20 protein-coding genes and 1 riboswitch are annotated in these 20,899 nt (G+C 70.7%); of the genes, 10 read left to right on the top strand and 10 right to left on the bottom strand.

Annotation, left to right across the window (positions count from 1 at the left end):
* The 4 genes from APR04_RS29265 to APR04_RS29280 form a co-directional block, all read left to right on the top strand.
* The coding region (locus APR04_RS29265) for a hypothetical protein (protein ID WP_253877988.1) at positions 1-314 on the top strand (314 nt) is incomplete at its 5' end.
* 106 nt (positions 315-420) lie between these two features.
* Positions 421-927: a CAP domain-containing protein gene (locus tag APR04_RS29270; protein WP_253877990.1), complete on the top strand. Its 507-nt coding sequence runs from the start codon at positions 421-423 to the stop codon at positions 925-927.
* Between the two features lie 140 nt (positions 928-1,067).
* The gene (locus tag APR04_RS29275; RefSeq protein WP_253877992.1) at positions 1,068-3,158 is read left to right on the top strand and encodes an acyltransferase family protein; all 2,091 of its coding nucleotides are present in this window, start codon (positions 1,068-1,070) and stop codon (positions 3,156-3,158) included.
* Positions 3,159-3,177: 19 nt separating this feature from the next.
* A complete protein-coding gene (locus tag APR04_RS29280) occupies positions 3,178-4,641 on the top strand; it encodes an NCS2 family permease (RefSeq protein WP_253877994.1) in 1,464 nt (487 codons plus the stop codon).
* A gap of 82 nt (positions 4,642-4,723) precedes the next feature.
* On the opposite strand, the gene APR04_RS29285 is transcribed toward APR04_RS29280, so the two are convergent.
* The 5 genes from APR04_RS29285 to serC all read right to left on the bottom strand — a co-directional run bounded on the left by APR04_RS29285 (position 4,724) and on the right by serC (position 9,876).
* Positions 4,724-5,743: a putative endonuclease domain-containing protein gene (locus tag APR04_RS29285; RefSeq protein WP_253877996.1), complete on the bottom strand. Its 1,020-nt coding sequence runs from the start codon at positions 5,741-5,743 to the stop codon at positions 4,724-4,726.
* A gap of 197 nt (positions 5,744-5,940) precedes the next feature.
* The gene (locus APR04_RS29290; RefSeq protein ID WP_253877998.1) at positions 5,941-7,245 is read right to left on the bottom strand and encodes an MFS transporter; all 1,305 of its coding nucleotides are present in this window, start codon (positions 7,243-7,245) and stop codon (positions 5,941-5,943) included.
* The gene (locus APR04_RS29295) at positions 7,242-7,685 is read right to left on the bottom strand and encodes a MarR family winged helix-turn-helix transcriptional regulator (protein WP_253878000.1); all 444 of its coding nucleotides are present in this window, start codon (positions 7,683-7,685) and stop codon (positions 7,242-7,244) included. Before APR04_RS29295 ends, APR04_RS29290 begins: the two co-directional genes overlap by 4 nt.
* Positions 7,686-7,794: 109 nt before the next feature.
* Complete coding sequence (locus APR04_RS29300) at positions 7,795-8,646, bottom strand: MHYT domain-containing protein (RefSeq protein WP_253878002.1); 852 nt, start codon at positions 8,644-8,646, stop codon at positions 7,795-7,797.
* A 120-nt stretch (positions 8,647-8,766) separates the two neighbouring features.
* The gene (gene serC, locus APR04_RS29305) at positions 8,767-9,876 is read right to left on the bottom strand and encodes a phosphoserine transaminase (RefSeq protein ID WP_253878004.1); all 1,110 of its coding nucleotides are present in this window, start codon (positions 9,874-9,876) and stop codon (positions 8,767-8,769) included.
* 83 nt (positions 9,877-9,959) lie between these two features.
* Between serC and APR04_RS29310 the strand changes: the two genes are divergently transcribed.
* The 3 genes from APR04_RS29310 (at position 9,960) to APR04_RS29320 (ending at position 13,044) form a co-directional block, all read left to right on the top strand.
* Positions 9,960-10,676, top strand: a complete 717-nt coding sequence (locus APR04_RS29310) for an iron-dependent transcriptional repressor DtxR (protein WP_253878006.1) — start codon at positions 9,960-9,962, stop codon at positions 10,674-10,676.
* Positions 10,677-10,920: 244 nt separating this feature from the next.
* Positions 10,921-11,094, top strand: a riboswitch (cyclic di-AMP (ydaO/yuaA leader).
* A gap of 2 nt (positions 11,095-11,096) precedes the next feature.
* Positions 11,097-11,900: a C40 family peptidase gene (locus APR04_RS29315; RefSeq protein ID WP_253878008.1), complete on the top strand. Its 804-nt coding sequence runs from the start codon at positions 11,097-11,099 to the stop codon at positions 11,898-11,900.
* Positions 11,901-12,063: 163 nt separating this feature from the next.
* Positions 12,064-13,044 (top strand): universal stress protein, encoded by a 981-nt coding sequence (locus tag APR04_RS29320; RefSeq protein WP_253878010.1) that lies wholly within the window; start codon positions 12,064-12,066, stop codon positions 13,042-13,044.
* A 97-nt stretch (positions 13,045-13,141) separates the two neighbouring features.
* On the opposite strand, the gene APR04_RS29325 is transcribed toward APR04_RS29320, so the two are convergent.
* The 4 genes from APR04_RS29325 to APR04_RS29340 form a co-directional block, all read right to left on the bottom strand.
* Positions 13,142-14,419: an aspartate aminotransferase type Ic gene (locus tag APR04_RS29325; RefSeq protein WP_253878012.1), complete on the bottom strand. Its 1,278-nt coding sequence runs from the start codon at positions 14,417-14,419 to the stop codon at positions 13,142-13,144.
* A 16-nt stretch (positions 14,420-14,435) separates the two neighbouring features.
* The gene (gene rocD, locus APR04_RS29330) at positions 14,436-15,749 is read right to left on the bottom strand and encodes an ornithine--oxo-acid transaminase (protein ID WP_253878015.1); all 1,314 of its coding nucleotides are present in this window, start codon (positions 15,747-15,749) and stop codon (positions 14,436-14,438) included.
* A gap of 75 nt (positions 15,750-15,824) precedes the next feature.
* Positions 15,825-16,655 carry a hypothetical protein gene (locus APR04_RS29335; RefSeq protein WP_253878017.1) on the bottom strand — a complete coding sequence of 277 codons (831 nt, stop codon included), beginning with the start codon at positions 16,653-16,655 and terminating at the stop codon, positions 15,825-15,827.
* Between the two features lies 1 nt (position 16,656).
* Positions 16,657-17,139 (bottom strand): OsmC family protein, encoded by a 483-nt coding sequence (locus tag APR04_RS29340; protein ID WP_253878019.1) that lies wholly within the window; start codon positions 17,137-17,139, stop codon positions 16,657-16,659.
* Between the two features lie 147 nt (positions 17,140-17,286).
* Here APR04_RS29340 and APR04_RS29345 point away from each other — a divergent pair, with 147 nt between their 5' ends.
* From APR04_RS29345 to APR04_RS29355, 3 genes are read left to right on the top strand one after another with little or no spacing between them, the layout of a single operon-like run.
* Complete coding sequence (locus APR04_RS29345) at positions 17,287-17,853, top strand: hypothetical protein (protein ID WP_253878021.1); 567 nt, start codon at positions 17,287-17,289, stop codon at positions 17,851-17,853.
* Positions 17,854-17,903: 50 nt separating this feature from the next.
* Positions 17,904-18,707: a thymidylate synthase gene (locus APR04_RS29350; protein WP_253878023.1), complete on the top strand. Its 804-nt coding sequence runs from the start codon at positions 17,904-17,906 to the stop codon at positions 18,705-18,707.
* On the top strand, positions 18,707-19,213 hold the full coding sequence (locus APR04_RS29355) for a dihydrofolate reductase (protein ID WP_253878025.1): 507 nt from the start codon (positions 18,707-18,709) through the stop codon (positions 19,211-19,213). Before APR04_RS29350 ends, APR04_RS29355 begins: the two co-directional genes overlap by 1 nt.
* A gap of 66 nt (positions 19,214-19,279) precedes the next feature.
* On the opposite strand, the gene APR04_RS29360 is transcribed toward APR04_RS29355, so the two are convergent.
* Positions 19,280-20,779, bottom strand: a complete 1,500-nt coding sequence (locus APR04_RS29360) for a serine hydrolase domain-containing protein (RefSeq protein WP_253878027.1) — start codon at positions 20,777-20,779, stop codon at positions 19,280-19,282.
* Between the last annotated feature and the right edge of the window lie 120 nt (positions 20,780-20,899).

The raw sequence follows: 20,899 nt of genomic DNA on the forward strand, positions 1-20,899 counted from the left end.
CTGACCGGGCTGGCATCCTGGGGCTCGTGGACTACTACGCCGACGCCGAGGGCGGCCGATACGTCGCTGCTCCTGACCACGCCGACCTCGTCGGACTCGTCCGCGAGCTGAACTCCAGCGACAACACGTTCTTCGTCGTGTTCCCCGACAACGAAGAACTCGAGTGGGCGATCTCCGTCCACACCCGCCGCGGGCTCCTGGGCGGCTACGAGATCGAACGCGAGGACCCTGGCACCGGCGAACACACCACGACCACCGCCGCTGACCCGAGCACTATCGCTACTGATGTCCTGGAATGGGCCAGCCGCCGCTGACCCATTCCGAAACACGCCCTAGCTGCACCGACCCGGCAGGCCGGTGACGCGGGCAGAGCGCCGACTCCGGTTGTGGAGGGCGGGTGCGCGGTGTCGAATCGACGTCGTGCGCCGCACCCCGACCGGCTTCGCCGTCCCGATCCTGACCGTCGCTGTGCTGCTCACCGCCTGCTCAGCGGCGCCGGATGCCGGCCCGCGCGGGCCCGAGACGTCCGGCAGCATGGACCTGGCCGACCCGGAGCAGTACGGGGCAGCTCTCGAGGCCGGCGTGAACGCGGCACGGGCGCGGCTGGACGTCGCGCCGCTGGAGCACGACACCTGCCTCAAGACCGTCGCGGTGGGCCGCGCCGAGGCGCTCATCGGTGCGCCGGAGCTGGTCCACGCACCGCTGCCGCCCGTGCAGCAGAGCTGCCCCGGCGACACGATCGCCGCGGAGAACCTCAGCCGCACGGAGCGCCCGCCGCAGGATGTGGTGCAAGCCTGGCTCGACTCGCCGTCGCACCGGGACAACCTCGTGAACGCCGAGCTGCTGCGCGGCGCGATCGGCTGCGTGCGCGACGGCGGCACGGTCGCGGCACCCGTCCTGATCTGCTCTCACGTGTTCCTCGGTTGAGCTGGAGCGGAGCCGCAGGCTCAACCGATAGCCGCAGATGTCGACTCTCCCCACACCCTCCTCGATACCCGGTCAAGGCGACCCGATGCGCCCGTTATGGTGTGAGCCGCGCACCCGTCCGGAACGACCGCAGGAGAAAAATGGCGCAGGCGACGACCAACGCCGTCGACCGAACCACCGGACCGTCCACCGGGCCGCACAGCCCCGGTGCGGACGCGGTGCCCACCCCCTCAGGCTCCGGCCACGCGTTCCGTACGGACATCAACGGCCTCCGCGCCGTCGCCGTCCTCGCCGTCGTCGTCTACCACGCGGGGATCGCGATTCCCGGCGGGTTCACCGGCGTCGACGTCTTCTACGTGATCTCCGGCTACCTCATCAGCTCCCTGCTGCTGCGCGAGGTGGACCGCGCCGGATCGGTCGACCTCGTCGAGTTCTGGACCCGCCGCATGCGGCGCCTCGTGCCAGCGCTCGCGCTGGTCGTGACGGTCACGCTCCTCGCGAGCGTCCTGGTCCTGTCGCCGCTGGTCTGGGGGCGCCTCGCCTGGCACGGCGCGTCGGCGATGCTGTTCGTCTCCAACCTGCTGTTCCCGTACCAGGGCCAGGACTACTTCTCCGACTCCGTCACCCCGAGCCCCTACCTGCACACCTGGTCGCTCGGCATCGAGGAGCAGTTCTACGTCTTCTGGCCCCTGCTCGTCCTGCTGGCGGTCGCGGTGGCCCGCCGCACCCGCGTGCCGGCCCGCCGCATGCTGCAGGCGCTGTTCGCGGGAACCTTCGTCGTGTCGCTGGCGACGTCCGTCTGGCTGACGGCGACCGCCCCCGACTGGGCCTTCTACGTGCTCCCGACCCGCGCCTGGGAGTTCGCGGGCGCCGCGCTGGTCGCGACCCTGCCCTGGGGCCGGCTCGCCGAGCAGTCCCGGGTGCGGCCCCGCCTGCTCCGGGCGCTGCTCGGCACCGCGGGGTTCGTGCTGCTGGCGCTCTCGTTCGCGCTCGTGCGCGAGACCGACCCCTTCCCCGGCAGCATCGCGCTGCTACCCGTCGGCGGTGCGCTGCTGGTGCTCGCCGCAGGCAGCATCCCGACGTCGGGCACCTGGGTGGACCGCGTGCTCGGCCTGCCGGTGCTGCAGCGCATCGGCGACGTCTCCTACTCCTGGTACCTGTGGCACTGGCCGTTCGTCGTGCTCACCACCGCAGCGGTACAGAACGACGCGATCTGGATCAAGGTGCTCGCCACGCTCGCCGCACTCGGGGCCGCCGTCGCCACCTACCGCTGGGTCGAGAACCCCGTCCGGTTCAGCGGGGCGATGAGGTCGTGGCGTCGCACCGCCGCGATCACCGTGGCGATCGGGCTCACCGTCGGCGCCGTGACGGTCGGCACCCGCGTCGCGACCGGGGCAGTGCTGCAACGCGAGCCGTTCGCCACTGCGGTCGAGGCGGGCACCGAGCCGGAGCCGTACGAGTGCGCGGAGACCACCGAGACGACGTCGGGCATCGAGGTGTGCCTCCTTGGTGACCTCTCCGGTGACACCACCGTGCTGCTCCTCGGCGACTCGCACGCCATGCACTGGATCCCCGCGTTCGACGCCGCGGCTCGCGACGCCGGCCTGCGGCTCGCCGTCCGCTGGCGGCACGGCTGCCCCGCCGCTCCGGTCGACGTCGAACAGCCCGCAGAACGCGGGCCGTGCACCGACTTCCAGGATGAGTCCCTGCGGACCGTCGACGAGCTGCGGCCCGACGCCGTCGTCGTCAGCCAGGCGCAGATCTACGCCGACCGCATGCAGCACGCCGACGGCACCCGCATGACCGATGGCGAGGCGCGCGGCGCCTGGGCGAGCGCGAACGACGAGCTGTTCGCCCACCTCACGGCCGTGACGCCCACCGTGGTGGCGGTCAAGGACAACCCGCAGCTCGACGTCGACCCGCTCGAATGCCTCACCCGGCCCCTGCCCGGGATCGGCGACTGCAGCATGTCGCGCGCTGACGCCGAGGCGTCCAACGGCGACCTCCCACGAATCAGCGCCGAGATCTGGACGAAGTACGGTGTCCCCACCTGGGACGGAGTGTGGTCGGAGACGTGTGACGCGCAGAACTGCGGCGTCGGCGACACCGAACACCCCGTCTACCGGGATTTTCATCACCTCAGCGTCGAATACGTGCTGACCAGGGTGCCGTCCGTGGAGCAGATGCTCCAGGCCGCGGTCCGCAGCACGTCGACAAGCGATATCGGGTAACGAAGGGGAACATCGGACCATGGCTCACGACCAGGCCCAGGCGCGTGGCGCCATCGACCGGTTCTTCAAGATCAGCGAACGCGGGTCCACGGTGTGGACGGAGGTGCGCGGCGGGCTCGTCACGTTCTTCACGATGAGCTACATCGTGGTGCTGAACCCGCTCATCCTCGGGAACGTCCCCGACGGGACCGGCCAGTTCCTCGGCGGCGACTCCTCCGGCGGCGACCTCGCGGCGATCGCGGCGGCCACCGCGCTCGTGGCGGGCCTCATGTCGATCCTCATGGGGGTCGTCGCGAACTTCCCGATGGCGCTCGCGGCAGGGCTCGGCCTGAACGCCGTCGTCGCGTACTCCGTGGCCGCGCTGCCCGGCATGACCTGGGCGGACGCCATGGGCATCGTCGTGCTCGAGGGCCTCGTCATCCTCATCCTGGTCGTCACCGGCTTCCGCGAGGCGGTGTTCCGGGCCGTGCCGCGCGAGCTCAAGGTCGCCATCAGCGTGGGCATCGGCCTGTTCATCGCGTTCATCGGCGTGTTCGACGCCGGCTTCGTGCGCATCCCCGCGTCGTTGGCGACGCCCACCGAGCTCGGCATGGGCGGCTCGGTCGGTACTTGGCCGTTGTTCGTCTTCGCGTTCGGCCTGCTGCTCGCCGCCGTCCTGATGGTGCGCAAGGTGCGGGGCGGCATCCTCGTCGCCATCATCGCGTCGACGGTGCTGGCCCTGGTCGTCGAGGCCGTCGGCAACATCGGCTCGCGTGGTGAGGACAACCCCGGCGGCTGGGCGCTGAACGTCCCCGCCCTGCCGGAGTCGGTGGTGGCGCTGCCCGACTTCTCGCTCATCGGCCAGTTCTCGCTGTTCGGCTCGATCGAGAAGATCGGCATCGTGGCGGTGATCCTGCTCGTGTTCACGCTCCTCATCGCCGACTTCTTCGACACGATGGGCACGATGGTCGCCATCGGCGGCGAGGCCGGGCTGCTCGACGAGAAGGGCAACCCGCCGCGCACGACCCAGATCCTGATCGTCGACTCGCTGGCCGCCGTGTCGGGTGGCGCCGGGTCGGTGTCCTCGAACACCGCGTACGTCGAGTCGGCGTCCGGTGTGGGCGACGGCGCCAGGACCGGGCTCGCCGCCGTGACGACCGGTGTGGCGTTCCTGCTGACGACGTTCCTGTCGCCGCTCGTGGAGGTCGTCCCGCACGAGGCGGCCACGCCCGCGCTCGTGGTGGTCGGGTTCCTCATGGTCGTCCAGGTGACGGGTATCGACTGGACGGACCTCGAGGTCGGCATCCCCGCGTTCCTCACGATGATCCTCATGCCGTTCGCGTACTCGATCACCGTCGGCATCGGCGCCGGCGTGATCTCGTTCGTGCTGCTCAAGGTCGCCGTGGGCAAGACCCGCAGGGTGCACCCGCTGCTGTGGGTGGCGGCGGCGCTGTTCGTCGTCTACTTCCTGCTGGGCCCGATCCGGGCGGCGGTGGGCATCTAGCCGGGGCTGGGGCCGGAACCGTCTAGCGATGCTGCGGTCTAGTCAGTGATTCGGCCCGAAATCAGCCCGAGTTCGGGCCGAATCACTGGGTAGGCGCGGGTGAGCCCAGCTCGACGCGGTTGCCCGCGCCGGTGTACTGGCCGGGCGTCCAGCGATGGGCGGCCAGCACCTTGGCGATCTCTGCGCCGACGCCGCCGGGCTTGTCGTTGTCGGCCGGCTTGAAACGCAACATGATTACCTGCCCGGACGCCAGGAGCTGGTTCTGCCGTGGAGCGTCGCGAACGAGCGCCTGCGGCGAGCTGTGCGGGCCGACCCCGTCGATCTCGACGACCAGCCATCGCCCGTCGGGCAGCCGCCAGATGAAGTCGACGCGGGCCACGACCGTGCCGTCCATCACGATCAGGGCCTGGATGTCGTCCGGGGGCACTCCGTTGTCATGGCACGACAACCGGGTGAACGACTCGGCAGGCGACTCCGAGCGTGTGACGACCAGACCGAAGAGCTCATGGAGCATGGCGGCACCGTGCCGGCATCGGACCAGGCCGTGAAGCGCGACGAGGTCGTTCGGGCTGAACCCGTGCCTCCGCGCGAGGTCGTCGAGCACGGCGAGGGCGTTCTGGCGCGGGAGCTTGGCGATCGCTTGCGCTGCGGCGTGGTCGATCCGGGCGACCTTGCGGTCACTGATCGTCACCGTGGGGAACGGTGAGTAGTCGACGACGGCGACGCCGTGCCGGCGCTGTCGCGGCGAACGGTCCTGACGTGCCACCTCGAGCGGGAAGTCGCGGGGCAGGCCGGACACACCGTGCAGCACGAGCGCACAGCCGCCGGTCGCTATGGCGTCCGGGCCGTGCAGCAGCAGGGCGAACCAGGTGCGCCACCGCGCGGCGTGATCGAACCAGTCGGCCCTGACCCTGCTTCCGAGCGGCACGGGATCGGTGTCATAGACGCTCCGCGCCGGGCTGGTCCAGCGAAGGTGCTTGACCATGCGGCGCCGAACCTCACGTCCGATGCCGAGCTCCTCGCACTGGAGCGTGGACAGGAGCCCGGCCTGTCGCCGGAGGAGTGGCGCTGCCGCTCGGGGCATCGTGAAGGTCTTTGGCATGGGACCCACTCCAGCAGCGCCGAGCCGGCCGGGCAGCCCAGCCGGTGGCCCCCTGTGCACAACTGCCGGCTGAGACCCCCTGTGGTCGCGCTCAAATGCTGGGACCCTGTGCCCCTACCCAGCGATTGGGCCCGAACTCTGCGCGAGTTCGGGCCCGATCGCTGGGTAGAGGCCAACGTCCCAGCGACAGGAGACGGTCAGGCCGCCAGGGCCTGCTTCTGCGGGTCCGGCTCCCGGTCCGGGTAGGTGACCTGGAGATACGGACGGGGGATGCGGTGCGAGCGGGAGAGCCGGGCGCGGACGCGCACGTGCCACGTCCGGTACGCCCACACGGTCGCGATCACGGCCACCAGCAGCGTCGCCACCGCACCGATCAGCACGGCGTACCGCGGTCCGAACTCCTCACCGATCCAGCCCACCACCGGCGAGCCGAGGGGCGTGGTGCCGAGGAGCACCATCACGTAGATCGACATGACGCGACCACGCAGCTCCGGGGCAACGGACAGCTGGATCGCGGCGTTCGCCGAGGTCAGCATGGTCAGGGACGCGAAGCCGACGGGGATGCACATCAGCAGGTACCCGAGGTAGGTCGGCATGACCGCCTGGATCCCCATGGAGATCGCGAACGCGAACGCGGCGCCCAGCACCAGCCGCACCCGCGGCCTCTCGCGCCGGGCGGCGAGGAGCGCCCCGGCGAGCGAGCCGATCGCGAGGACCGATCCGAGGATGCCGTACTCGCTCGCGCCCCGACCGAACTCGACACGCGCCATCATGGCGGACGTCAGCTGGAAGTTCAGGCCGAACGCCGAGACCACGCCCATGACGACCAGGATCACGACGATGTCGCTGCGGCCGCGGATGTAGGCGAGGCCCTCGCGGATCTGGCCCTTGGCGCGCGAGGCGATCGGCTGGGCGTGCAGGTCACGCATCCGGGCGAGCGAGATGATGACGGCACCGAACGCGATGCCGTTGATGATGAACACCCACCCGGTACCGACGGCGGCGATGAGCAGGCCCGCCACACCGGGACCGATGAGCCGCGCGGCGTTGAAGTTCGTCGAGTTGAGGCCGACGGCGTTCGCGAGCCGTGCTGCCGGTACGAGCTGGGCGACAAAGGTCTGGCGCACCGGACCGTCGATGGCGCTCACCACGCCGAGGAGGGTGGCGAACCCGTACACGTGCCACAGCTCGGCCGCGCCGGACAGCACTAGCACACCGAGCCCGAGGCCCAGCACGCCCATGCCGCCCTGCGTGATCATCAGGAGCTTGCGGCGGTGGACACGGTCAGCGAGGAGACCTGCCCAGGCGGACAGGAAGATGTGCGGGATGAACTGGAGCGCGGTGACGATACCCACGGCGACGCCGGAGTTGTTCGTGAGAAGGGTCAGTACGACCCAGTCCTGGGCGACGCGCTGCATCCAGGTGCCGATGTTGGCGACGAGAGCGCTGGCGAACCAGAGGCGATAGTTGCGGTACTTCAGGCTGGCGAAAGTTGCGCTCATCGAGCGGCGATCCGGATCAGGAGCTCGCTGGCTCCTGCAAGGATCTCTCTCTCCTCTCCGGTCAGGGTGGACAGCTGTTTGGTGAGCCAGGCGTCGCGGCGACGCCGGGTCTCGGCGACCTCACGCGAACCAGCGGCGGTGAGCCGGACGACCACCTGACGGCGGTCCGTCGCGTGCTCCGCCTTCTCGACGAGGCCGAGCTCCGTCAGGGTGTTCACAGCGCGAGTCATCGAGGGCGGCCTGACGCGTTCGTGCTCGGCGAGGGAACCGGGGGACATCTCGCCGTGCTTGTGGAGCACCGTCAGGATTCCGAACTGGCCCTCGGGGAGGTCGGCCTCGCCGCGCTCGGCACGCAGGCGACGGGAGACTCGGGTCAGGGCGACGCGGAGGTCGCCGCCGACAGTGGCCGGGCTTCGGCTGGATCTGCGGGAGCTCGACACCGCCTCAGTCTAGGTCATTAGCCTTGCTAACGGTACGTGGGTGTGGTCACACGCAGGAGCGCCCGCCCCCACGAGGGGACGGGCGCTCCGTGTCGCTGCCGGGCGCGAGTCAGTGCGCGCGATGTGTCTGCGCGAACTGCGCGGGACCTGGCTGCGGTTCCTGCCGGACGTTCTCGAACTGCTGACCCTGCTCGCTGTGCGCCTTGAGCCGGTTCTCGAACTCAGCCTGCGTGCGCAGCTCCTCCTCGGTGGGCCAGAGGCCGATCCCGAGGATGAGCAGGAACGTCACGACGCTCACCGCCATGACGAGCGGCACGAGCAGCTGCATCGTCGAGGCGCCGGCGGGGACGCTGTCGATCGGGTTGATCACGGAGACGCCGGCCATGCCGGTGTAGTGCATGCCGGTCACGGCGAGTCCCATCACCAGAGTGGCGACGATCGTGGCGAGCATGCCGCGGATGTGCACGGTGCACCACAGTGCGGCCGTGGCCGCGACGATCGCGATGAGGATCGAGGCGACGACGAAGGCCGGGTTGTAGACGACCTCCGCAGACATCTCCATCGCTTCCATGCCCATGTAGTGCATGGCCGCGACCCCGGCGCCCGCGAGGGCACCGCCCACGAGCATCGCCGGCAGCTTTCGTTTGCCCAGCTCCGTGATGAACAGGCCCGCACCGACCACGACGATGGCGATCGCCGCGCTCAGGAGGGTCTGGGGGATGTCATATCTGATGGCCACGCCGGAGGCGGAGAAGCCAAGCATGGCGACGAAGTGCATCACCCAGATGCCGGTGCCGCCGAGGGCGATGGCGCCGAACACGAGCCACGCCGCGCGGGTGCCGCCCGAAGCTGCTCGGGCTCGAGAGGTGCACGCGAGGCCCGTTGCTGCGCCGGTACACGAGATCGCGTACGCCAGCAGCGGCGTCACGATCCCGAAGGTGAAGTGGTCGATCACTGGCATGGTGTTTGAACAGCCCCTTGAATGGTTCCCTCTGTTGCGGAAACGTTACAGAGTCCCGGTGCCACTGGACAATAGCGAGAACTCGCCGCCGAAGAGGTATTGCGGACGTGATCGTGCTGGTCAAACGGTTTCGACGAGGTAGTCGACGCACGCGGTGAGCGCCGCGACGTCGTCGGGGTCGACCGCCGGGTACATCCCCACACGGAGCTGGTTGCGCCCGAGCTTCCGGTACGCGAACACGTCCTGCACACCGTTGGCCCACAGCTCGGCGAGCACGCGCTCGACGTCGATCTCCGGGGCGAGGTCGATGGTGCCGACCACTGTCGACCGCTCCTCGGGGCGCGCGACGAACGGAGTCGCCCACTCCCTGGACTCGGCCCAGGAGTAGAGGATCTCGGCCGACGCCGCGCAGCGCTTCGCCGACCACTCGAGGCCGCCCTGGCCCAGCAGCCAATCGACCTGGTCGGCCAGGAGGAGCAGCGTCGCGACTGCGGGCGTGTTGAGCGTCTGGTCCTGGCGCGAGTTCGCCACGGCCGTCGTGAGCGACAGGAACTCCGGCACCCACCGGCCCGAGTCCTCGATCCGCGCTGCCCGCTCGACGGCGGCGGGTGACAGCACGGCGAGCCACAGGCCGCCGTCGGCCGCGAACGCCTTCTGCGGGGCGAAGTAGTACGCGTCGGTCTGGCCGAGGTCCACGGGCAGTGCCCCCGCACCGGACGTCGCGTCCGTGAGCAGGATGGCGCCGTCAGGCCCTGCCGGGCGCCGCACCGGAGCGATCGCCCCGGTGGAGGTCTCGTTGTGCGGGGTGGCGTAGGTGTCGACGTCGTCGGCCGCCTCGAGGTAGGCCACCGAGCCTGGCTCGGCCGAGATCACCTGGGAGGGATCGAGGAACGGCGCACGCTCCGTTGCGGTGGCGAACTTGCCGCCGAACTCGCCGAACGCCGCGTGCTGCGCCTTGCGCTCCACGAGGCACAGCGTTGCGACGTCCCAGAACGCGGTGGCGCCGCCGTTGCCGAGCACCACCTCGTATCCGTCGGGCGCGCCCAGCAGCTCCGTGACACCCTCACGAATGCGGTGCACCAGGTCCTTCACCGGCGCCCGCCGATGTGACGTTCCCAGCACGTGCGCGTTCGCCACGAGATGATCGACCTGGCCCGGTCGCACCTTGGAGGGGCCGGAGCCGAATCGGCCGTCGGTGGGCAGCAGGTGTGGCGGGATTGTCAGTGGCACAGAACTAGACTAGAACCTGGGCCGACGCCCGGGCCGCACGTGTCCAGGGCGACTGGGCGGCTGTGCGCACGACGGGAGCTGACGTGACGGATCTGATCGACACCACCGAGATGTACCTCAAGACGATCTACGAGCTCGACGAAGAGGGCATCACACCCCTGCGCGCGCGCATCGCGGAACGCCTGGGGCATTCCGGTCCGACGGTGTCCCAGACCGTCGCGCGCATGGAGCGGGACGGTCTGGTGATCGTGACGGGCGACCGGCACCTGGAGCTCACCGAGCTGGGTCAGGACAAGGCGATGCGCGTGATGCGCAAGCACCGGCTCGCCGAGCGGCTGCTGACCGACGTCATCAAGCTCGACTGGGAGCACGTGCACGTCGAGGCCTGCCGCTGGGAGCACGTCATGAGCGACCTCGTGGAGAAGCGCCTCGTCGGCCTGCTCGACCACCCGCACCACGACCCGTACGGCAACCCGATCCCTGGCCTCTCGGAGCTGGGCGAGGCGTACACCGACGTGCCGTTCCTGACCGGCGTGATCTCGCTGCCTGCCGCGTTCGAGGCGGCGGCGAAGAAGGGTGTCAAGGGCGAGCCGCTCGCGGCGTCCCTCACCCGCATCGCGGAGCCGCTGCAGACGGACGTCGAGCTGCTCGCCCGCCTGGCCGACGCCGGCCTGGTGCCCGGCTCCCGCATCACCGCAGAGCACGACCACGGGACCTACACGGTGACGGTCGACGGCGCGGGAACGGCGCTCGAGCTCGGGGAAGACCTGGCCCGCCACCTCTTCGTCGCGACGGCCTGAGGCGGAAGCTTCGCGCAGGGTGAGGTCGAGGAACGAGGCGCCCGCCCGCAGCGGAACGGCAGTCCCGGGCCGGGCGAGCTCAGCCTGAGCAGCACTGCTCACCGTCCAATTTGCCGGAAACGCGCCACCCAAGGTCCGACACGTCATGGCATTCGTTGCCGGAACGTGACATCGGCGGAGAGGTCCGGTACGTTCAGACCGCTCCCACGGAGTTATTCGTGGGGGTCCTCGGACGGACGCCGAACTCTGTCACCGGCCGAGGCCCAAAACGACCGCATGACAGAGGCGGGGGACCCACCAACGGGCGCCAGGGTGCGTCCTCGGGGTGAAGCCGGGTATTCCTTCGGGATGCACGGCCGGGTGATTTCTCCCACCCGAACCCGACAGCTGACCTCGAAGGCGTACAAGGAGAGGTAATACGTGACCGCACGTACGACTCGCGCTCGTCATCGGGCTGCGCGACGACCAGTAACTCCGCTCAGCGAATTCGCGCAGAACGCCGCCGTCGGCCGCCGTACCGCGGTCGCCGCTGCCGGTGGCGCACTTCTCGTCTCGACCTTCGGTGGAGCGATGGCCGCACAGGCCGCGCCCGTCGAGGCCGGCCACGCGAAGATGAACTCGGTCGACCTCAACGCACTGACGTCGCAGGCTCGCGAGGCGCTGACCAACGCCCCCGTCGTGACCGTTGCACCCGACGCAGAGCTGAACGTCGAGAAGGCTGCGGTCTCCGTGGTCTCCGCCGCCGAGAACGAGGACTACCAGGCAGAGCTCGCCCTCGCCGAGGCAGAGGAGGCCGCTGACGCTGCCGCCGCCGAGGCCGAGGAGGCCGCCGAGGCCGCTGCTGCCACCACCGTCAGTGCCGCCAGCTCGGTAGACGTTCCCGCGTCGGCGATCGGCAACTCCGTGATCTCCATCGCGAGCCGCTACATCGGCGTGCCGTACGTCTCCGGTGGTGGATCGCCGAGCGGCTTCGACTGCTCCGGCTTCACCGCGTACGTCTACGGCCAGCTCGGTATCAGCCTGCCGCACTCGTCGGGGTCGCAGCCGGGCTACGGCACCCAGGTGTCGGCCTCCGAGGCGCAGCCGGGCGACCTGATGTGGACCCCCGGTCACGTCTCGATCTATGCCGGTGGCAACACCATGATCGACGCGTCCAAGCCGGGCACAGTGGTCGACTTCCGCACCATCTGGCAGTCGAACCCCACGTTCATCCGCATGGGCTGATCCCAGCCAGGTACGACCACACAGCAGAGCGCCTGTCCGAGACCGGGCAGGCGCTCTGCTGTGCCGTCATTTCCGTAGCCCTTTTTGCCTCCGAACACCCACAACGCCCTCGGCGCCGGTAGCGTTGGGGTGCAATGGTGCCTGGGCGAAGAAAGGGCTGGCGATGACGCGATCCGAGGTCGTACTGGTCGGGGTGGACGGGTCGGCCGCCAGTCTGCACGCGCTGGACTGGGCGACCGCCTATGCGCACCGCGTGGGCTGGTCGCTGCACATCGTGTGCAGCTACTCGTTGCCGTCGTTCACGGCGGCCTCGCTCGACGGTGGGTACGCCGCCCTCGACGACACGACCATCCAGGAGGGTGCCAAATCGGTCCTCGCCGAGGCGGAGGCTCGTGTGGCCGACGCCGGGGTGCACGCCACCACGGAGGTCGCCACCGGTGACGCGGCGGGCGTGTTAGTGGAGCTGTCCGCCGACTACGGCCTGGCCGTCGTCGGCACGCGCGGCCGGGGCGGTTTCACGGAGCGGCTGCTGGGCACGGTGTCGTCCGCGCTCCCCGCGCACGCGCAGTGCCCGGTCGTCGTGGTCCCGCTGCGTGCCGAGGCCAACCGAGGCGTCTCCTGGAGCGTGCCGGGCGCCGCTTCCGGTGGCGCGGCCGGCTCCGAGACCGCGCCGGCTGCGATCGCGCCCGGTGCGGCCGAGATCCGGGAGGTGCGCCGCATCGTCGTGGGTGTGGACGGGTCTCCGCAGGCCGAGCGGGCGCTGCAGCACGCGATCGTGCAGGCCAACGCGTGGGGTGCGGAGCTGACCGCCGTCACCGGCGTACCCGTGGGGAACACCGGCATGCTGGCGTGGCTGCCGTCCACCATCGACCGCGAGCAGGTGCTGGCCGACATCGGAGTGGGCATGGACGTCCTCGTCGACCGGTACGAGGCGGAGAATCCCGGCGTGCGCATCCGGCGGATCGTGCTGGACGGTACGGGCGCGGAGCTGCTGACGGAGTTCTCCACGGCGTCAGACCTGGTGGTGGTGGGCTCGCGGGGCCGCGGGGGGTTCCGCGGGCTGCTGCTGGGCTCCACGAGCCAGGCCGTGCTGCACCACTCGGCGTGCCCGGTGTATGTGGTGAACAAGCACTGCGCGGACTGACAGCGCGGACTGACTGCGCGGACTGACAGCTTTTGTTGTGAGCGTGACCGTTGCGGCTACGTACCCGTTCTAGGCGCAACGGTCACGCTCACAACGACTAGCTTGTGATGGTCTCGGCGGCCGCCAGCAGCACGCAGGTCGCCACGCCGTCCATCGCCGTGCGGACCTCGTCCAGCGGGGGCATCGACGGCGCGAGGCGGACGTTCTTGTTCTCGGGGTCCCTGCCGTACGGGTAGGTGGCGCCCGCGGGCGTGAGGGCGATCCCCGCCTCCTTGGCGAGCTGCACGACCCGTGACGCCGTACCCGGCGCCACGTCGAGCGACACGAAGTAGCCGCCCTTCGGCTCGGTCCACGACGCGACGCCGTACCCGCCGAGGCGCTCGGCCAGGATCTCCACCACGGCCTCGAACTTCGGCGCCAGGATCGCGCGGTGCTTGCGCATGTGCTCGCGCACGCCGTCGGCCGAGCCGAAGAACATCGCGTGGCGCAGGTGGTTGAGCTTGTCCGGGCCGATGGAGGCCGCCGACAGGTGCTTCTTGTACCAGGCGACGTTGGCGGGCGAGCTGCCGAGGAACGCGACGCCCGAGCCCGCGAACGTGATCTTGGACGTCGAGGCGAACAGGATCACGCGGTCCGGGTGGCCGGCCTCCGCGGCCAGTGCGATGGCGTTCGGGCTGGTCACCTCGTCGTCGGTCAGGTGGTGCACGGCGTACGCGTTGTCCCACAGGATGCGGAAGTCCGGCGCGGCGGCGGGCATCGAGACCAGCGCGCGGGCGACGTCGTCGGTGAGGACCGCACCGTCCGGGTTGGAATAGGTCGGGACCACCCACATGCCCTTGATCGTCGGGTCCGTCGCGACGAGCGCTGCCACGGCCGCGGCGTCCGGACCGTCCGGCGTCATCGGCACGGGGACCATCTCGATGCCGAAGGCCTCGCAGACCGTGAAGTGGCGGTCGTAGCCGGGCACCGGGCAGATCCAGCGCACCTTCTCCTCGCGCGCCCACGGCCGGGGGGACTCGGGGAAGCCGAACAGCTCGGCGAACGAGACGACGTCGTGCATGAGGGTGAGCGAGGCGTTGCCGCCCGCGAGGAGCTGCTCCACCGGCACGTCCAGCAGCTCGGCGAAGATGCGCCGGATCGCGAGCCCGCCGTCGAGCCCGCCGTAGTTGCGCGCGTCCGTACCCGAGTCGTCGGCGTGCACGCCGATCCCGGGCAGGGCCAGCATGGGCTCGGCGAGGTCGAGCTGCTCGGCCGACGGCTTGCCGCGCGTGAGGTCCAGCCTCAGGCCCTTGGCCTGAAGCTCTGCGTAGGCCTGCTGCAGCTCGGGAAGCGCCGGGAGCGTTGCGATGGTGTGGGACGACGTCGTAGTGGTCACCCCTGGGAGCCTACGCTCAGCTGGCAGTCGGTGACAGTTCGGAGCGCTCGTCCTTGCCGTCCGGGGCGGCTGCGTGGTCGTCGGCGACCTCGGCCGGGGCGGTCTCCGGGTCATCGTCGCGCAGCGCCAGCAGGGACTCCTCCAGGATGTCCAGCGCCATCTCGAGCTCTGGCTGGACTATCGACAGGGGCGGCGACAGGTGGATCGTCTCGTCACGCGTCTCCTTCGCGAGCACGCCGCGCTCGAGCAGCGCCTCGCACAGCTCGCGTCCCGTGCCGAGCTCAGGGGCCAGGTCGATGCCCGCCCACAGCCCCACGGTGCGGGCCTCGGCCAGCAGGCCCTGTGCCACGAGCGCGTCGAGCCGCTCCTCGAGCACCTTGCCCGACTCCGCTGCCCGCGCCTGGTACTGCCCCGTCGAGAGCAGGTCGAGCGCAGCAACGGCGACCGCGCACGCCAGCGGATTGCCGCCGAACGTCGAGCCGTGCGTGCCCGGCGTCAGGATGCCGAGGATCTCCGGCTTGCCGACCACGGCCGACACCGGGACGATCCCGCCGCCCAGCGCATTACCCAGGCAGACCAGGTCCGGCCGTACGTCCCAGAGCTCGCACGCGAGCGTGGTGCCGGTGCGGCCAAGACCGGACTGGATCTCGTCGGCGACCAGGGCGATGTCCCGCGTCGTGGTGAGCTCGCGCAGGCCGGGCCAGAACTCGTCCGGCGGCACCAGGACACCGGCCTCGCCCTGCACCGGCTCCATGAGGACCGCCACCGTGGTGTCGTCCACGGCGTCGGCGACCGCGTCAAGGTCGCCGAAGGGTACCTTCCGGAAGCCCGGTGCGAAGGGACCGAACCCGTCTCGCGCGGCCGGCTTGTCCGAGAGCCCGACGAGCGTGGTGGTGCGGCCGTGGAAGTTGCCGTCCGCGACGATCACCGTCGCCTGGTCCTCGGGCACGCCGCGCACGTCGTGACCCCACTTGCGGACCGCCTTGATCGCGGTCTCGACGGCTTCCGCGCCGGTGCTCATCGGCACCACGAGGCTGTCCTCGCCGCCGGCGGTCAGCGGTCCGACCACCTCGACGAGGCGCTGCGCGAACTCCTCCAGCCGGTCATGGTCGAACGCGCGGGACGTGAGCGTGACCTGGCGCAGCTGCGTCATCGCCGCAGCCACCAGGCCTTGGTGCAGGTGCCCGAAGTTCAGGGCCGAGTACCCCGACAGCAGGTCGAGGAACTCGTTGCCGTCCGTGTCCCACACATGCGTACCGTGCGCCCGCGCGATCGTGATCGGCAGTGGATGGTACGTCGGGGCGAGTGCGCCGTGCGTCGTGTCCGCCATGACGTGCAGCCTAGGTCGGGACCCGTGATCCCGCCGAGCAGATGCGAGATATCCGTTGCCCGCCCCTCGACGGGCTCAGGACGAGGCGCCGGAGCCGGGCCACCTCCGCTTCTGCTTCTGCTTCTCCGTCTGCTCGATGACGCGCGGAAACCGCTCCGGCGGGGTGCCGAACGCGACGCGCGACTGGGCGATCACCGTGTGGCCGAGCGCACGCGCACCGACCCAGCCCACCACTGCGCCCACGCCGAACGGCAGGATGCGGCCCAGCATCAGGCTGCCCTGCTTGGCGATCTGCTTCTGGATGAACCGGTGCGTGAGCGCCTTGTTCACGCGGTGCAGCGTGGTGCGGGGCATGCTCGTGAGCAGCACCTTGCCCCACGCGACACCCGAGCCGCCGATGGCGTTCTCGACGTCCTGCGCGCCCTGGTCGCCGAGCACGGTGGCCAGGAGCAGCGCCCGCCGGCGCGGGACGTCCTGGACGTCGATGCCGTGCACGTCCGCCACCGCGAGGGAGAACGCGGCCGACGAGGCGAAGAACGTCGCCACGTCGCTCGTGGACAGCGCGACGCTCACCGCGGTGCCGACGGCCGGGATCGCAGCGGCGGCGCCGACGGCGCCGCCCGTGGTCTGGATGACCCGCAGGTACTCCTTCTCCAGCAGCTTGATGACTTCGGCCGGACTGGCGTCAGGGTTGCGCGCACGTACCTTGTCCACATGCCTGTGGATGGTCGTCGACGGGATGGTCACCGCCCGGCCGACCAGGTGGTCGAGCGGGCTCTGCGGCCGGTAGTTGAGCCAGTCCGCAGGTGTGACCTCAACCGAGTTGTCGGGCTTCAGCACGGCGTCGCCAGGGGACGACCGGCCGTTGGACCCGGGCGCCGTCAGCTTCTGCTTGTCGTCGGCCATGTCAGCCCTCCGTCGGCTGCGCGAACTGCGCGTCGGGAATCTGGGCGCCCGCCTTGAGCGTGCGGCCCACCGTGCATGCCTTGTCGATCGACCGCTGCGCGATCGTGAGGAGCTTCACCCGGTCCTCGTCGTCCAGGGTGGACAGGTCGATCTCGAACTTCTCCGTGAGGACCGGGTACCGGTCGTCTGCGACGTCCTTCGGGTCCTCGACCCGGATGGTGGTCCGGTAGTCGTCGCCCAGCCGGCGCGAGAACGCCTTGTCGCTGCTCATCCCGGCGCACGCGGCGAGAGCGACCTTGAGCAGCTCGCCCGGCGTGAACACGGCACCGGCCTCGACCGGGCCGATCTCGACCCGGGCGCCGCGGGCCGAGAAGCCCGTGTAGGTGCGGGTGCCGTTGCGCTCCACCCAGAGCGGGTCCGTCGGCGAGGGGGTCGCGGTGCCTTCGGCGCTGGTGATGTTCGAGGTGGTGGTCTGCTCCGTCATGAGGATCATCCTTCCACTGGTCACCGACACGGTCACGGAGCGAGGTCCAGCGCGCCCCGGTCGGTCGGACTCGTGGTCAACGCGAACGAGGCCCACGACGTTCCCGTTCGCCGCGCACGGTGGCCTCCGCGCTGCAACGATCGTGCCATGACGCAGAACCCGAGCGACGAGCCTGAGGCGACCGGCCCGACGTCGGCGCCGGCCGCCGCACGGTGGCGGCCGAGCTGGCGTGACGTCGTGAAGCGTCTGGTCGGCGTGGCCGTGGTGATCGTGGTCGTGTGGCTGATCTACCAGTTCCTCGATGCCTTCCTGCCGCGCTGGTGGGCCCAGGTGATCGGCAACGCGGTGGACGGGTCCTTCGCAGCGGGCGCCTGGTGGGGCCTGCTGATCGGCGCGGTGTTCACGCTGGCCCCAGTGCTGCTCCTCGCGCAAGCCGTCCTGGCCAAACGGTCCTGGCAGGTACGCAGCGGGTTCCTGGCGCTGGCGGTCGTGTTCTCCGTGCCGAACCTGCTGACCCTCGGCATCGTGCTGGGCACGTCGGCGGCGGCGCACGCCGGCGAGCGGATCCTCGACGTCGACGGGCCTGCGTTCCGCGGCGGGACCGCGTGGGGCGCGGTGATCGGCGGCCTCGTTGCGCTGGCGATCGTCACGATGGGCGTGCTGTACCGCCGTCGCGGTGTCCGGCTCAGGGAGCTGCGGTCGGAGCAGCGCTGATCGGGAGCGCCGCAGAGAGGCGACCGAAGTGCTCGACGTAGGCTTGCCGCATGACCGAGATCGACACCCCGTACGAGGACCTGCTGCGCGACGTGCTCGGAGGCGGAACCCACAAGGGTGACCGGACCGGCACGGGGACGCGCAGCGTGTTCGGGCGGCAGATCCGGTACGACCTGGCCAAGGGCTTCCCGCTGATCACCACCAAGAAGGTGCATCTGAAGTCGGTCGTGTACGAGCTGCTGTGGTTCCTCCGTGGCGACTCCAACGTCCGCTGGCTGCAGGAGCGCGGGGTGAAGATCTGGGACGACTGGGCCGACGAGTCGGGTGAGCTGGGCCCCGTCTACGGTGTCCAGTGGCGCTCCTGGCCCACGCCCGACGGCGGGCACGTGGACCAGATCGCGAAGGTGGTCGAGCAGATCCGCACCAACCCGGACTCGCGGCGGCACGTCGTGACCGCGTGGAACCCCGCCGATGTGGACGACATGGCGCTGCCGCCGTGCCACGCCCTGTTCCAGTTCTACGTCGCCGACGGCAAGCTCAGCTGCCAGCTCTACCAGCGGTCGGCGGACCTGTTCCTCGGCGTGCCGTTCAACATCGCCTCGTACGCGCTGCTCACGCAGATGGTCGCTGCGCAGACCGGGCTCGCCCTCGGCGAGTTCGTGTGGACCGGCGGCGACTGCCACATCTACGACAACCACCTGGAGCAGGTGCGCACACAGCTCGACCGCGACCCGTACCCGTACCCGTCGCTGCGCCTCGCCCCGCGGGAGTCGATCTTCGACTACGAGTTCGAGGACATCGAGGTGCTCGGGTACGTCTCGCACCCCGCCATCAAGGCTCCGATCGCCGTCTGATGATCGGACTCATCTGGGCACAGGCACGCGACGGCGCCGGCCGGCCGGTGATCGGTGCGGGCGGCGACATCCCGTGGCGCGTGCGCGAGGACTTCGCCCGCTTCAAGCGCATCACCGCGGGCCATCCCGTGGTGATGGGACGACTCACCTGGGAGTCGCTGCCGAAGCGCCCGCTGCCCGGCCGCACCAACATCGTCGTCTCGTCGCGCGGCCCGTACGGCGTGCCGGACACGGCGGCAGTGCCCGCCGCGACGCTCGGCGAGGCGCTCGACACGGCCGCGAACGCGCCCGGCGGGGACGAGGTCTGGGTCATCGGCGGTGCGCAGATCTACGGTGAGTCGCTCCCGGTCGCCGACGTGCTGGAGGTGACCGAGGTGAACACGGAGGTCGAGGGCGACGTGTTCGCGCCCGACATCGGCCCCGAGTGGACGGTCGCATCGGAGACCGAGTGGACGACGTCGTCGTCGGGCCTCCGGTTCCGGCACCTCACCTACCGCCGCGGCTGAGCGGGGGACGTGCGCCGGGGTGCGCCGTCCCGGAGGGCTCTGGACGCGACTCCAACGGTGTGCACGCTACCGGCGGCGTGTCGCGTGCAGGCTGTTGGGGTCGTCGGGCTCGGGGCGGTAGGCGGCGTGGAAGGTCCAGCTCTGGTCGGCAGACTCGCCGAACACCTGGGACTGCACGGCCAGCGTGCCGTCCGGCGTCCAGGCGAGACGGGCGCGCCAGGTCGTGAGCTCGTCGCCGAGCAGCGCGCAGCGTACGTCCAGCGTGCCCACGCCGGTCCAGCCGGCCGTGACGACGGCGGGCCGGCCGTCGACCACTGTCTGGACCGGGCGGTCGTAGCGCAGCTCCAGACCCTCGCCGCCGGCCGCGGCCCAGCTGCCGGTGCTGCGCAGCCGGCCGCCGTCGTCGTCCAGCGACAGGACGAGCTCAGCCGGCCCGGGGCCGTCCATGGCGTTCGCGTAGCGGCCCTCGACGGGGCGCGCGTGCGCCCGGTCGTGCGGTGGTGCGGGCCAGGGGAACGCGACGGGGGTCCTGTCCGCGCGGCTGCCCGCTTTGGACCTGACGCCCTCGGTAGCTGCGTCCGCCCGATCGGCCCCGGCAGCGGCGTCGGCCCGGCCGGCGTCGAGCCGGTCGGTGAGCGGATCGACGACGCGTTCCAGGACGTCGTCGAGCAGACGCTCGTGCCCGTTCTCGCACGCCTGGGCGTCCGCGGTGACGGTGACGGCGACGCCGCGGGCGGGGTCGCCGTACACGATCTGGCCACCGAGTCCGAACAGCAGCCAGCTACCCGGGCGCGGCAGCCAGAGCTGGTAGCCGTATCCGCCGCGCAGCACCGCGTCCGAGGTCTCCAGGGTGGTGTCCGCCTGCGGGCTCGTGGCGCCGCGCAGGTAGGCGGCCGGCAGCAGCCGGGCGCCGTCGTGCACGCCGTCGTCGAGCAGGAGGTGTGCCAGGCGCAGCAGGTCACGTGACGTGCAGACCAGCCCCGAGCCGCCGTGCGCGATGCCTTCCGGCCCGGTGAGGAACCGCAGGCCCGGGCTGATGCCCAGCGCGTCGAAGAGGCGCGGGCGCAGGTAGTCCACGAGCGAGGCGCCGGACAGCCGCTCCACGAGCGCGGCCAGCGTGTACGAGGCGCTGGTGTCGTAGGTGAAGACCGTGCCCGGTGGGTGCGTCGGCGGCACGCGGAAGTAGGACTCCAGCCAGCTGCCGTCCGTGCGCTCGTACGTGGTGGACCGGTGCGGGCCGCGCATGGCGAGCAGGTGCTGGATCGTCGTGGCCTCGAGCCACGGGTGGACCGGGCCCAGCTCGGGGAAGTGGCCGGCGACAGGGTCGTCGAGGCTGAGCGCCCCCTCGTCCGCGAGCAGCCCGATCGCCAGGCCCGTCACCGTCTTGGCCACCGAGTACATGCGCTGCGGCGTGTCCAGGCCCACCAGGTCGCTGACGGCGTGCGCCACGGTCTCGCCGCGGATGCTCACCTGGACCGTGTGCAGGGCGATGTCGAGCGCACCCGCCCGGTGGGCGAGGGCGCTGATCAGGTCCTCGGCGAACGCGCTGTCCGGATGCACGGGCACGGGCTCAGGCTCATGCTCTCCTTGGATCGCATGAGCCTGCGGTTCCGCTCCGGGCGCGTGCCTCGTTCCTCGGCCCACTCCCTGCGCTGCACCTCCGGCTCATGCTCTCCCCGTATCGCA

Source organism: Promicromonospora umidemergens, from assembly GCF_024171995.1.
Lineage (GTDB): Bacteria > Actinomycetota > Actinomycetes > Actinomycetales > Cellulomonadaceae > Promicromonospora > Promicromonospora umidemergens.

Bases quoted from the DNA above. Each gene is read 5' to 3' on its own strand.
- APR04_RS29275 (WP_253877992.1), top strand. From the start codon at position 1,068: ATGGCGCAGGCGACGACCAACGCCGTCGACCGAACCACCGGACCGTCC.
- APR04_RS29280 (WP_253877994.1), top strand. From the start codon at position 3,178: ATGGCTCACGACCAGGCCCAGGCGCGTGGCGCCATCGACCGGTTCTTC.
- APR04_RS29285 (WP_253877996.1), bottom strand. From the start codon at position 5,743: ATGCCAAAGACCTTCACGATGCCCCGAGCGGCAGCGCCACTCCTCCGG.
- APR04_RS29290 (WP_253877998.1), bottom strand. From the start codon at position 7,245: ATGAGCGCAACTTTCGCCAGCCTGAAGTACCGCAACTATCGCCTCTGG.
- APR04_RS29300 (WP_253878002.1), bottom strand. From the start codon at position 8,646: ATGCCAGTGATCGACCACTTCACCTTCGGGATCGTGACGCCGCTGCTG.
- APR04_RS29320 (WP_253878010.1), top strand. From the start codon at position 12,064: ATGACGCGATCCGAGGTCGTACTGGTCGGGGTGGACGGGTCGGCCGCC.
- rocD (WP_253878015.1), bottom strand. From the start codon at position 15,749: ATGGCGGACACGACGCACGGCGCACTCGCCCCGACGTACCATCCACTG.
- APR04_RS29335 (WP_253878017.1), bottom strand. From the start codon at position 16,655: ATGGCCGACGACAAGCAGAAGCTGACGGCGCCCGGGTCCAACGGCCGG.
- APR04_RS29340 (WP_253878019.1), bottom strand. From the start codon at position 17,139: ATGACGGAGCAGACCACCACCTCGAACATCACCAGCGCCGAAGGCACC.
- APR04_RS29345 (WP_253878021.1), top strand. From the start codon at position 17,287: ATGACGCAGAACCCGAGCGACGAGCCTGAGGCGACCGGCCCGACGTCG.
- APR04_RS29350 (WP_253878023.1), top strand. From the start codon at position 17,904: ATGACCGAGATCGACACCCCGTACGAGGACCTGCTGCGCGACGTGCTC.
- APR04_RS29355 (WP_253878025.1), top strand. From the start codon at position 18,707: ATGATCGGACTCATCTGGGCACAGGCACGCGACGGCGCCGGCCGGCCG.